12 protein-coding genes and 2 pseudogenes are annotated in these 11,964 nt (G+C 66.0%); 5 read left to right on the forward strand and 9 right to left on the reverse strand.

Annotation, left to right across the window (positions count from 1 at the left end; translation table 11 throughout):
• Positions 1–54 precede the first annotated feature (54 nt).
• Positions 55–660 carry a gamma subclass chorismate mutase AroQ gene (gene aroQ / locus CR157_RS08580; RefSeq protein ID WP_110283128.1) on the forward strand — a complete coding sequence of 202 codons (606 nt, stop codon included), beginning with the start codon at positions 55–57 and terminating at the stop codon, positions 658–660.
• 115 nt (positions 661–775) lie between these two features.
• On the opposite strand, the gene CR157_RS08585 is transcribed toward aroQ, so the two are convergent.
• Together CR157_RS08585 and CR157_RS08590 are read right to left on the reverse strand one after the other, a co-directional pair.
• Entirely contained in the window at positions 776–1,507 is a 732-nt protein-coding gene (locus CR157_RS08585) for a GNAT family N-acetyltransferase (protein ID WP_110283129.1), read from the reverse strand.
• A complete protein-coding gene (locus CR157_RS08590) occupies positions 1,504–1,977 on the reverse strand; it encodes a GNAT family N-acetyltransferase (protein ID WP_110283130.1) in 474 nt (157 codons plus the stop codon). The genes CR157_RS08585 and CR157_RS08590 overlap by 4 nt, the downstream gene beginning before the upstream one ends.
• Before the next feature lie 82 nt (positions 1,978–2,059).
• On the opposite strand from CR157_RS08590, the gene pdxR reads away from it, so the two are divergent.
• Both pdxR and CR157_RS08600 read left to right on the forward strand, forming a co-directional pair.
• Positions 2,060–3,580: a MocR-like pyridoxine biosynthesis transcription factor PdxR gene (gene pdxR / locus CR157_RS08595; protein WP_110283131.1), complete on the forward strand. Its 1,521-nt coding sequence runs from the start codon at positions 2,060–2,062 to the stop codon at positions 3,578–3,580.
• Positions 3,581–3,689: 109 nt separating this feature from the next.
• The gene (locus tag CR157_RS08600) at positions 3,690–6,353 is read left to right on the forward strand and encodes an insulinase family protein (protein ID WP_181422012.1); all 2,664 of its coding nucleotides are present in this window, start codon (positions 3,690–3,692) and stop codon (positions 6,351–6,353) included.
• A gap of 33 nt (positions 6,354–6,386) precedes the next feature.
• On the opposite strand, the gene CR157_RS08605 is transcribed toward CR157_RS08600, so the two are convergent.
• Entirely contained in the window at positions 6,387–7,136 is a 750-nt protein-coding gene (locus tag CR157_RS08605; RefSeq protein ID WP_110283133.1) for an NAD(P)H-dependent oxidoreductase, read from the reverse strand.
• A 92-nt stretch (positions 7,137–7,228) separates the two neighbouring features.
• Here CR157_RS08605 and CR157_RS08610 point away from each other — a divergent pair, with 92 nt between their 5' ends.
• Complete coding sequence (locus tag CR157_RS08610) at positions 7,229–8,092, forward strand: LysR family transcriptional regulator (RefSeq protein ID WP_110283134.1); 864 nt, start codon at positions 7,229–7,231, stop codon at positions 8,090–8,092.
• Positions 8,093–8,358: 266 nt separating this feature from the next.
• On the opposite strand, the gene CR157_RS08615 is transcribed toward CR157_RS08610, so the two are convergent.
• Positions 8,359–8,745, reverse strand: a complete 387-nt coding sequence (locus CR157_RS08615; protein ID WP_110283135.1) for a hypothetical protein — start codon at positions 8,743–8,745, stop codon at positions 8,359–8,361.
• Positions 8,746–9,361: 616 nt separating this feature from the next.
• Entirely contained in the window at positions 9,362–9,754 is a 393-nt protein-coding gene (locus tag CR157_RS08620; protein WP_110283136.1) for a hypothetical protein, read from the reverse strand.
• Positions 9,755–10,225: 471 nt separating this feature from the next.
• Here CR157_RS08620 and CR157_RS08625 point away from each other — a divergent pair.
• A pseudogene (locus CR157_RS08625) lies at positions 10,226–10,399 on the forward strand (transposase); the annotation flags it as partial.
• On the opposite strand, the pseudogene CR157_RS08630 reads toward CR157_RS08625, so the two are convergent.
• The 4 genes and pseudogenes from CR157_RS08630 to CR157_RS22810 all read right to left on the reverse strand — a co-directional run.
• Positions 10,399–10,479 (reverse strand): annotated as a pseudogene (locus tag CR157_RS08630) (aspartate racemase); the annotation flags it as partial. The pseudogenes CR157_RS08625 and CR157_RS08630 sit on opposite strands and share 1 nt — an antisense overlap.
• 19 nt (positions 10,480–10,498) lie before the next feature.
• Positions 10,499–10,927 carry a VOC family protein gene (locus CR157_RS08635; RefSeq protein WP_110283137.1) on the reverse strand — a complete coding sequence of 143 codons (429 nt, stop codon included), beginning with the start codon at positions 10,925–10,927 and terminating at the stop codon, positions 10,499–10,501.
• Between the two features lie 105 nt (positions 10,928–11,032).
• Positions 11,033–11,746 (reverse strand): DUF899 domain-containing protein, encoded by a 714-nt coding sequence (locus CR157_RS08640; RefSeq protein WP_110283138.1) that lies wholly within the window; start codon positions 11,744–11,746, stop codon positions 11,033–11,035.
• Positions 11,747–11,766: 20 nt separating this feature from the next.
• Positions 11,767–11,958, reverse strand: a complete 192-nt coding sequence (locus CR157_RS22810; protein WP_219999912.1) for a VOC family protein — start codon at positions 11,956–11,958, stop codon at positions 11,767–11,769.
• Positions 11,959–11,964: the final 6 nt, after the last annotated feature.

Below are 11,964 nucleotides of genomic sequence, written 5' to 3' on the forward strand. Positions count from 1 at the left end.
TCGGTGATTTCTTGCCACAATGGCTCTGAATCCACTCGCAAGGGAGTTGCCCCGATGTTCCGTTACCGCACAGGAAGGCGTCCCTCGTCGCTCTCTCCCCTCCATGCCCTCGCCCTGGTCGTCCTGATCCTCCTCGCGGGTTGCCAGATGCAGCCGCCGGAGCCCGTCGACGAGGACAAGGTGGCCATTGACCGGATGCTGTCGTTGATCGATGCGCGGCTCGACGTCGCGCCTGTCGTGGCCAGGGCCAAGTGGAACTCCGGGGCCGCCATCAATGCCCCGGAGCGCGAGGCGCAGCTCCTCGACCGGGTCGCGGACGAGGCGAGCGAGGCCGGGGTCGACGAGGCCTTCGCCCGGGAGTTCTTCGAGAAGCAGTTCGACGCCAGCAAGCAGATCCAGCGTCGGCTTCAGCTTCGGTGGGTGCAGGAAGGACGGGGACCATTCGCCAATCCGCCGGATCTCGCCGAGGAGGTCCGGCCGGTGCTCGATCGCCTGACCCCGCAGCTCATCGATGCGTTGAGCGACATGCAGCGGATCGCCCGGGTCGAGGGCGCGGGCCGTTACCTGGAGGCGCGTTCCCGGGTGCTGGTCCAGGACGACTTCGATGGCGAGCCGCGCGCCGTGGCGCTGGCACCGCTGAGGGTACGCATGGCGCACTAAGCCCTACTCCTCCTCGGTAGTCGGTGGAATGGCCTGCATATGACACCAAGACTGAATGCTTCGATAAGGGCGTGGGCCTGCTCCAGGGGCATCTGCATGGAAGAAGGAAGATGCATCATGCCAGCGCCTCCCGGGTCAGGCGGGAGAGCGCCGTGCGCTGATGCCCTTGGTCATCGAAGTTGTCCGGCGACAGCCAGCGCGTGAAGGCGCTCTCCAGCGCGGGCCATTCGCCGTCGAGGATCGAGAACCAGGCGGTATCGCGATTGCGGCCAGCCACCACGCGGTGTTGACGAAAGACGCCTTCGAAGCGAAAGCCCAGGCGCTCGGCGGCGCGCCGCGAGGGGGCGTTGAGCGCGTCGCACTTCCACTCGTAGCGCCGGTAGCCGAGCGCGAAGGCGCGACGCATCATCAGCATCATCGCCTCGGTGGCGGCCGGTGTGCGCTTGAGGCGCGGCGTGAAGTGCAGGTGGCCGACCTCGATCGAACCCTGCTCGGGTTCGATACGCAGGTAGGCGGCCATGCCCAGCGCCTCGCCGCTGGCATTCTCGACGATGGCATGGAAGCTCGGGTCGCGGCTGGCCGCACGTCCGCCCAGCCAGTCGCGGTATTGGGCGATGTTCTCGAAAGGGCGACCGCCCAGATAGGTCCAACGCTCTTCCAGGTCCTCGCCGGGGATGTCGCTCGGATCGAGAAACGCCGCATGCAGGTCGTTGGCGTGGCGGTCGACGTCCAGCGGCTCGACCCGTACCAGGCGCCCCCTCATGGGCTCGGGACCAGGAAAGGCGGCGCCTCGCCAGCCCGCTACCGGGAGGCCTACCGGTTGGCCGTAGGCGTTCGTCTCCGTCATGAACAATTCTCCTCGAGGACCTGATCGTCCACCATCAGTGCATAGTGATGAAACACCGTATCGCGCTGCCAGCCCAGCGACTCGTACAGCCTCTGGGCGCCCCGGTTCTCGATCTGGGTGGCCAGCTTCAGGTGCCTGACGCCGTTAGCCTGGGCCAGGTCGCGGGCGGCGTTCATCAGCGCTCGGCCGATACCGCGCTGGCGCGCCCGGGGGGCGACGAAGAGATCGTTGAGCAGCCACAGCGGGGCCAGGCACACGGTGGAAATCAGCGGGTAGAGCTGCACGAAGCCGAGCAACTCGCCGTCCTCGCCTTCGTAGACCAGCAGGTGGGAATCGCCCAGGCCCAGGCGGTGCGCCAGGAAGTTCCGGGCACCGGCCGGGTCCGAAGGTTGGTCGTAGAACACCCGGTAACCGTCGAGCAGTTCGCCGAGGGCTTCGATATCGCGCAGCTTGGCATGACGCACCGACATGGAAAGGTCCTCCTGAGGGGTGACAGTCGCTCAGTCTGGCGGCATATTGGTTCCTCGATAAGAACCAATTTTCGGGAAAATCATGGAACCGGTTGTCGGTGACGAAGCGGACTGGGTAAGCGAGGCGCTGGGGCTCGAACTGGCCAGCCCGACCTCGGCGCCGCTGGCGCAACGGCTTTACCAGACGCTGCGCCGCTGGGTGCAGGAAGGCCGACTGGTCAGCGGTCAGCGGCTGCCGTCCTCGCGCCGCCTGGCACGCGAACTGAGCCTGGGCCGCAATACCGTGCTGGCGGCCATCGACCAGTTGATCGCCGAAGGTTTCCTGGAGAGCCGTCCCGGTGCCGGCACCTTCGTGGCGGATGTGGCGTTCGAGTCCGTGACGAGCCAGTCCGGCGAGACGCGTCCGCTGGCCGATCGGACCCTCGTGGGCGAGGCCGTGCTGTCGTCGCGTGGCGTGCGCCTGCTCGAGTTCTGCGCCAGCCTGGACGACCGCTTCGGGGCCTTCGCGCCCGGCGTGCCGGCGCTCGATCGCTTTCCCCATGCGCTCTGGCAGCGGCTGTTGCGACGCCATCTGCATGCGACACCCACCCAGTGGCTGGATTACCAGGCTCAGGGCGGCGTGCCGGCGCTGCGCGAGGCGCTGTGCGACTATCTGCGGCTGTCGCGCTCAGTGCGTTGTCGCCCCGATCAGGTGCTGATCCTCCAGGGGGCGCAGCAGGGCTTCGAACTGATCGCGCGGATGCTCGGCGATGTCGGCGACCGGGTCTGGGTCGAGGAACCCGGCTACAATGGGGCCCAGGCCTGCTTCAGTGCGGCCGGTTTCGAGGTGGAAGCGGTGCCGGTGGATGCCGAGGGCATGAGCGTCGAACGTGCTCCCGTCGGAGGCGCCTCGCCCCGCCTGATCCATGTCACGCCCTCCCATCAATATCCCAGCGGTGTCACGATGAGCCTGGCGCGGCGCCTGGCGCTGCTCGAGGTCGCCGAGCGCCACCGCGCCTGGATCGTCGAGGACGACTACGACAGCGAGTTCCGCTATGGCCAGCGACCGATCGCCGCCCTGCAGGGGCTGGTCGACGGGGCCCGGGTGATCTATGTCGGGACCTTCAGCAAGGTGCTCTATCCGGGGCTGCGGCTGGGCTACCTGGTGCTGCCCGACCCCTTGGTGGTGCCGTTCCGGCGTGCCAATGCGCGCCTGCATCGCGAGGGGCAGTATCCGATGCAGGCGGCACTGGCCGAGTTCATCGCCCAAGGGCACTTCTCGCGCCATGTGCGGCGCATGCGTGACTGCTATCGCCGGCGACAGGCACGGCTGCGCGAGGCCCTGGCGCCGGCGGTGGCGCATGGCCTGAGGCTCTCCGAGGGCCAGGCCGGCATGCACCTGGTGGCCTGGCTCGACGATCCGGAAACCGAGCGGACGCTGGTCGCCAGGGCCGCCGGGCAGGGCGTCACGCTCTCGCCGCTGTCGCGCTATTACCTGCGCCGGCCGGGGCGCCCCGGCCTGGTGCTGGGCTATGCCGGAGCATGCGAGGACGAGATCGAGCGTGCCGGAAGCTGGCTGGCGCGCGAATGGGCAGCGGTCATCGGCGATCGATCCTGCCGCTGAACGGGCTCCTGCCCCTGTTCGAGCACTTCCCGGGGCTGTGGTACCGTTGATGGTAGCGACAGCGTCGGCCGATCGCCTGCCGCCAGCCCCTCACCCGGAACCGCCCTCGATGATCCATACCCCACCCGGCGACCGTCGCCAGTGCCGATCCCTCACCTTGCCAAACGGGCTCAGGATCCTGCTGCTTGCCGATCCTGCCGCCGACCAGGCGGCGGCCGCCATGAGCGTCGGCGCCGGGAGCGGCCAGGAGCCTCCCGATTGTGCGGGGCTGGCCCACCTGCTGGAGCACATGCTGTTCCTGGGCACGGAAAGGTACCCGGCGCCGGAGGATTTCCCGGCCTATATCCAGGGGCATGGCGGGCGCTATAACGCCACGACGGAGCTCGATCAGACCCGCTACTTCTTCGAGATCCCGCCGGCGCGGCTGGCCGATGCCCTGGACCGGTTCGCCCAGTTCTTCATCGCCCCGCGCCTGAGCATGTCGGCCATCGAGCAGGAACGTGAGGTGATCGATGCGGAGTATCGGGCACGCTTACAGGACGACGAGCAGCGGACCCTGGGCGTCATCAAGCAGGTGCTCGATCCGGCGCATCCCGCCAGCCGTTTTCTCGCCGGCAACCGGGACACCCTGGGGGCGGCCCCCGAGGTGCTGCGTCGGGCCCTGGTGGCCTTCCGGGAACGCCATTACACGGCCGCCAACCTGCAACTGGTGGTCGCCGGGCCGGCGTCGCTGGACAGCCTGGAGCGGCAGGTACGTCGCTATTTCGCCGACATTCCGTCCGGGACGATGCCGGAGCCGGCGGCCCCTCCGCCCCTGCTGCCGCCGGGGAGTCTCCCCCTGGGGCTGGAGCTGCAGCCGACGCATCGCTGCCATGAACTGCGCCTGTGCTTTCCGGTGCCCGCCCCACGGCCCGACGATTACCAGCAACCCTGGGAGTCCCTGGGGCAGCTGCTCGCGTTCCGCGGCCCCGGCAGCCTGCATGACCGGCTCATGGAGCGGGGGTGGCTCACGGACATCGACTGTTCGGTGCTGCTGGATACCCGCCCACAGGCGCTCTTCCAGATCAGGCTGAGCCTCACCCCCGATGGCATGGGCCACGCCCAGGCCATCACGGCGGCGGTGTTCACCTGCTTGCGGCGCATCGAGGCGGACGGCATCGCCGCCTGGCGCCATCGGGAACGACAGGTACTGGCCGACCAGGGCTTCCGGCGCGTGGCAACGGCGTCTGGCATGGAGTTCGTCAAGTCGCTGGCCCACCAGCTCCACCGCTATCCCGTCGCGGAAGCCCTGCGCGGCCCCTACCGGCTGGATGACTTCCAGCCCCGCGTGATCCACGATTGCCTGGCCCACCTGGTCCCGGACAACCTGCTGGCGCTGACGATCGATCCCGCGGCCCCGGCCGAGCGCACGAGCCCCTGGTTCCCGGCGCCCTACCGGATCGTGGGAAGGCCCGACCCCGGGGGCGTCGAGGGGGAAGAGACTGCCGACTTCACGCTGCCGCCGCCCAACCCCTTCGTCATGGCGATACCCCCTATCGCGCCGGACACGAACGCCTCGCCCGTGCCCCGCCTGCTTCGCGACACCGGGCCGTGCCGGATCTGGTACCAGCCGCTCGCCCGGGAGGTGGACGCCCGAACCGATCTGTACCTGAACCTGGTGGCGGCCCAGCCGGCGACCACCCTGAGCGCCAGCGTCCTGACCGAGCTGCTGATCGCCTGGCTGGAACGGGAGCTGGCCGGCGAGCTGCAGCAGGCACGGCTTGCCGGCCTGCAGGCGACGCTGAGTCGCCATCACCAGGGCATCACGCTGAAAGCCAGCGGGTTGCCCGCGCAGCTCGAGAGGCTGCTGCAACGGCTGGCGGGCTGCCTGACCCGCACCCCGATCACGGCGGTCCGCTTCGGCCAGGCCCGGCAGGTGCTGCAGGCACGCTGGCGCCAGCAGCGGCACGACTATGCGTTCCGTCGCCTGCTGCAACTGCCCGCGGCACGACTGGGCTACGGCTTCAGCGAAGAGGAGCGCCTGGCCACGCTGGCAACGGTTCAGCCGGAGCAGTTGCAGGGCTTCCGACACGAGCTGCTGGACGCCGCGGGCCTCGACGGCCTGATGGCGGGCAACCTGGACCGGTCGCAAGCGCAGCAGTTGGCCGCGGTGCTGGAGGAGCGCCTGTTGATCGGTGACCGGCCACCGGCAAGGCGCCAGCCACCGGCGGTCATGCCGCTGCAGGCGGGGCAGGCCTACCACTATCGGCTCGAGGCGAGCCATCCCGACAGCGCGGTGGCGCTGTACCTGCCGGCCCCCGATGCCTCGCCGCTGCAGGAGGCCCGTTATCGTCTGCTGTCCACGCTGCTGCACGATGCCTTCTTCCACCGGCTGCGCGTCGAACAGCAGCTGGGCTATGTGGTGTTGGCCCGCTACCTGCCCCTGCACGACCGCCCGGGGCTGATCCTGCTGGTGCAGTCGCCCTCGCTGTCGGTCACCGAGCTGCAACGGCAGATACGCCACTTCCTGACGGCGCCCGACCGGTCGCCGCTCGGGCTCGATCCCGAACGCTTCGCTCACTACCGCGAGGGCCTGCTGCAGACCCTGGGGGCGCAACAGCGGCAGCCTGCCCATCGGGTGGAGCTGTACTGGTCCTGCCTGGCCGCGGGCGATACCCGTTTCCAGGGGCCCCGGCAGCTGCGGCAGGCCGTCGCCGACCTGACCCTCGCGGAGCTTCAGCGGTTCTACCAGGCCCAGCTGCTGCCATCACCCTGGGTCTGGCTGCATACCTGACGCCATGCGTTGCCGCCAGTGGGTCGGTGCCGCTCAGGGGCGCCACCGGGCCGGATGCTCGTCCCTGAGCATGCCGTGCTCGTCCCAGTCGTCCCAGCCGCTGAAGGGAATCGGGGCGGCCTCCTCGAGGGTGGCCAGCCGCCGGGCCCAGTTCGCCTTCGCGGTCTCGAGGTGGGCGCGGAAGTCCTCTTCCGCCTGGTAGCTGAGCCCGCCGCCCTGGACGCCGTAGGTGGCCTGTGGCGCCAGCACGCTCATGCCCAGGTAGTAGAGCGAGCAGTGCATGGGCCACATCAGGGTCGCCACGTCGCCGCCGCGGCCGTGCCGCGTGAAGGCCGGCGCCGGCGAACCGGTGGTCACCGAACAGATCGCACGCTTGCCACGAAAGCGCCCGCGATCGTAGCGCATGCTCCCGGAGTAGACCCCGCCATAGACGCAGACCCGATCGAACCAGCCCTTGAGCATCGCCGGCAGGCCGTGCCACCAGAGGGGAAACTGCAGGATCACCAGGTCGGCACGCTCCAGACGGGCGATCTCGCGCCGCACGTCGTCGGGCAGGGTGCCGGCGTTGAAGGCGTGGCGCTGCTCGGTCAGTGGCAGGAACGTCTCCGACTCGGCGCGCTCGGCGAAGTGGGCCGGGTGCTCGACGGGGTCGAACCCCTCGGCGTAGAGGTCCGATACCTCGACGCTGTGGCCGAGGCGCTCGAGAGCCTCCACCGCCACGTCCTTCAGGGCGCCGTTGAAGGAGCGGGGCTCGGGATGGCAGTAGACGATCAGGGCATGCATGGCGAGTCATCTCCTTGTCGCAGGGGTTGAACCCGCAGGCTAGCTTCTGCGATATGGAACAGTAATTCCCTATTCATGAAAGTGGAGCTTGCATGAATGAACAACATCTCGGCTGGGATGACCTGCGCGTGGCGCTGGCGATCGCCGAGGCGGGGTCGCTGTCGGGGGCCGGACGCCGGCTGGGGCTGAGTCATGCCACGCTGTTCCGGCGTCTCAATGCCATCGAGCGACGCCTGGGGGTCAGGCTGTTCGAGCGGGCACGAACCGGCTATTCGCCGACGGTGGCGGGGGAGGAGCTCGCGGCGACGGCCGCGCGGGTGGAAGCCGAGGTCCTGCGTGCCGAACGGCGCCTGGTGGGGCGCGACCTTCGGCTATCGGGAACGGTGCGGGTGACCACCACGGATACCCTGCTGATCGGCCTGCTGTCGCCGATCCTGGCCGACTTCCGTCGGGCCCATCCGGACATCGTGCTCGAGGTCGCGGTTTCCAACCAGCTGTTCAACCTCTCCCAGCGCGACGCCGACGTGGCGGTGCGGCCCTCGTCGTCGCCACCCGAGCATCTGGTGGGGCGGCGGGTCGGCAGCATCGCCCAGGCGATCTATGCCCGGGCCGACGGGGCGGGGGACGCCGCCGCCTGGATCGGGCCGGATCGCCACCTGGGCTATGCGCCGCTGGAGGCCTGGATGGCCGACAAGGGGGCCGACGCCCACTGCCGCTACCGCGTCGATACCCTGCTCGGCATGCTGGCCGCCGTGCGCGACGGCCTGGGCCGCGCCGTGCTGCCCTGCTACCTGGCCGACGCCGAGCCGTCGCTGACGCGCCTCGGCGAGCCGATTCCCGAGCTCGCCACCGAGCTGTGGCTGCTGACCCACCCCGACCTGCGCCGGGTGGCGCGTATCCGCGCCTTCCTGGCGTTCGTCGCCGAGGCGCTGGCGAGCCGTCTTCCTGCACCGTGATCGAGTATCGCCAGTCGTCCGGCGGCGAACCGTCCAGATCGGTAATGAAACCATCCTGGATGCTACGCTTATCGCCCTCGATTTGGGTCGCTCCTCCAGTTTCCGGGTAGGCTTCGGATGAACAACCTACCGAGAGATCACACCTAGGCATGATGATGACGCGACGCGATGGAAAGCGATTCCGAGTGAGAGCAGAACATACCCAATGAAAGAGCCCCTGCGAGAGGTAGGGGCCCTGAAGGTCATCAAGTAAAATGGAGTCTTTTTTAATAGTCGTAGCCATTCATGAACGGATCATTGATCGGGTCATTCCGCTGGCTCGGGCTATTCAGCATGACGGGAGTGGTGGTTATATGCCCCCTAAAGGCAGGCTGGGTTATGTCTCGGGGATCATTGACCGGATCACTCCGGAAGCTTGGGCTAAGATCTTTCGTAACGAGACCGTTCTCCGTCACAGGACCCCGAAAGGCCGCTTGGGTTATGTCTCGAGGATCATTGACCGGATTGCTCCGGAAGCTGGGGCTGATCATGTCCTCGCCGATAACGATCACCGCCGGCAGGGCCACCTCATCGGACAACGCCAGCGGACTGATCATGAGGCCCATGGAAAAGCCGAGAATGCCAAACTTCTTGATAAGATTCGTGGAAATCATGATGCACCTCCCACTTCGTTTCAGTTCAGGATAATGGTCAGGAGCACGGAGTGTGTTCCATGTAGCTTGGTAGAGGGAGGTGAAGTGAATCTTACAAAAAATTCTCGTATTATAAATAACATTGTATTCTATGGGGTGGGTAAAATGTTATGTAAGGTTCGTGCTGGTTTCGTCGCCCGCGACTCCCACTCCGAGGATCGACTGCCGACTGGGCGAACGACCGACGGGCTGGTCGGCTTCACACCTGTCCGTAGCGTCCGGCCTCCTCGCCCAGCCAGCGGCGTAGGGTGTGCAGAAACCAGGGGATCATTCCACCGAGGCGCTGGCGAGCCGTCTTCCTGCACCGTGAGCGAGTATCGCCAGCCGTCCGGCGGCGAACCGTCCAGATCGGTAATGAAACCATCCTGGATGCTACGCTTATCGCCCTCGATTTGGGTCGCTCCTCCAGTTTCCGGGTAGGCTTCGGATGAACAACCTACCGAGAGATCACACCTAGCGCATGATGATGACGCGAAGCGATGGAAAGCGATCCCGAGTGAGAGCAGAACATACCCAATGAAAGAGCCCCTGCGAGAGGTAGGGGCCCTGAAGGTCATCAAGTGAAATGGAGTCTTTTTTAATAGTCGTAGCCATTCATGAGCGGATCATTGGCCGGATTACTCTGGAAGCTTGGGCTAAGATCTTCCGTAGCTAAACCGCTCGCGGTCACAGGACCCCGAAAGGCCGCTTGGGTTATGTATCGGAAATCATTGACCGGATTGCTCCGGAAGCTTGGGCTAAGATCTGCCGTAGCGAAACCGTTCGCCGTCACAGGACCCCGAAAGGCCGCTTGGGTTATGTCTCGAGGATCATTGACCGGATTGCTCTGGAAGCTGGGGGTGATCATGTCCTCGCCGATAACGATCACCGCCGGCAGGGCCACCTCATCGGACAACGCCAGCGGACTGATCATGAGGCCCATGGAAACGCCGAGTATGCCAAACTTCTTGATAAGATTCGGGGAAATCATGCTGCACCTCCCGCTGCGTTGCAGTTCAGGAAAAATAGTCAGGAGCACAGTGTGTGCTCTATACAGCTTAGTAGAGGGAGGTGGGGCTATCTTACAAAAGCTTTCGGATTGTAAATAATGTTATGGTCTATGGAGTGGATGAAATGTTATGTAAGGTTTGTGCTGATTTTATCGACTAACAAATTAGTGCCAGTATTTTCTGGCTCGCTGTATGAAATCCTGAATCCGTGAACCCGGCACCCCGGAATGCTGCTAACCCACTGACGTGCATGGTAACGTAGCCAAAACAGCCATTCACCCGTACTGCGCCATGCCCAACGTCAAATTCCGCGCCAGTGGTCGTGCCCTCACCCCTTCATGAGGGTGGCCTGAAAACGAAGATAGCGGATGGTATTCTCTTGAGAAATCAGTGCGTTCCGCCAAGAACCTGATTCAAGAGGACCATCCGCTAGGGGTGAAACTGTATCCACCATGACGCCCTCCTTCAATGGCTCTGTCCGCGTCGAGCTGAGCGGCCAGCGCACCACCAGCGACAGCGGTGCCTTGCTCCTGCGTGAAGCCCTCGACAGCAGCGGCGTCATCGCCGCGCTTGGGGACCATCTGGTCGATCCACGTGATCCGCAGCGTGTCCGTCACTCGCTGGCCTTGACCCCCTCGTTGAGCGCCCGGTAGTAGCTGACGGTGGACTCCCAGCTCATGCCGCCAAGCAAGCCAATGGTCTTCATGGAGATTCCGTGCTCCTCGTCACTCCTCGATTTCCCAGACAGGGTTCCAGGCCACTTCCCACAGATGGCCGTCGGGATCCTGGAAGTAGCCGGCATAGCCGCCCCAGAAGGTCTCGTGAGCGGGCTTGGTGATCGTGGCGCCGGCGCTTCTCGCCTGCTCCATGACGCTATCGACCTCTTCCCGGGAGGCGACATTGTGCGCCAGGGTGAACTCGGTCGCGCTCGGCGCGCCCATCGGCAGGTTCGCGTCATTGGCGATACAGCGGCGCGGCCAGACCCCGAGCTTCAGCCCGCCCTGCAGCTCGAAGAACGCCACGGCCCCGTCGCCTTCCTCGAACTCCTCGCCGACGATGCCGGGCGTTTCCAGGCCGAGGCCATCGCGATAGAAGCGCAGCGCGCGCTCCAGGTCATCGACGCCTAACGTGATCAGCGTGATACGCGGTTGCATGTGATGCTACCCCTGTTCGTGACAAATCATCCCCGGGCAAACCCCGGTGAGGTGAAATTCAGGGTAGATCAAGTTGTCTCCGCGGGTAGTGCTTGGGGCGTTCGTTCACGACTCGTACTCGTCGTGGCGTCGGTTCCACGCATACGGCGCCGACTGGGGCCAGCCCTCGGGCGAGTCCTCCCAGGTCTCCTGGCGGCCATAGGGCGTCAGGTCCAGGTAGGTCCAGTGACTGCCCAGGTACTCGACGCCGCGCTTGCCGGTGAAGTAGGTGCGGTAGACCCGCTCGCCATCGCGCAGGAAGACGCTGACCCCGTGCCGTTCGCCCCGGTCGGCATCGGGGGCGTCGCGGTCGCCGGTGGTGACCCCCATGTCGACGTTGAAGTCGCTGCCCTGGGAGGAGTACCAGGGCGGGTGCCGCCAGCCCATGCGCGCCCGCGCCCGGTAGCGTTCCAGCTTTGCCAGGGGCGCCCGCGAGACCAGCACCAGCGAGGTGTCGCGGGCGTGCAGGTGGGCGGGATGGCTCATGGCATCCACCATCCAGGAGCAGCCGTCGCAACCGGCCTCCCAGTCGGGCCCGAACATGAAGTGATAGACGATCAGCTGGCGACGCCCTTCGAACAGGTCGAGCAGGGTCGCCGGGCCCGACGGCCCCTCGAAGGTGTACGCCTTCGTTACCTCGACCATCGGCAGTCGTCGGCGCTCGGCGTTCAATCTGTCACGAGCGCGGGTAAGCTCTTTTTCCTTGGCGATCTGGCGCTCGAGTGCAGCCTGCCACTCGTCCATCGAGACGATGGCTGGTAGTGGATGGGGGACAGACATGGGAGACCTCCTCTGGCGATTCAGGTCAGGTTGAGCTGCCACGACACGCCAAAGCGGTCGTTGAGCCAGGTGAAGCGGGCGCTGAAGCCGTAGTCATCGGGCGGCATCAGCACCTCTCCACCTGACGATAATTGCGCGAATGCCTCGTCCAGCTCGGCTTCGCTTTCGCTCTCGACGAACAGCGACATCGACGGGGTGAAGGTGAGGGCCATAGCGCG

Source organism: Halomonas sp. LBP4 (genome assembly GCF_003202205.1).
Lineage (GTDB): Bacteria > Pseudomonadota > Gammaproteobacteria > Pseudomonadales > Halomonadaceae > Halomonas > Halomonas flagellata.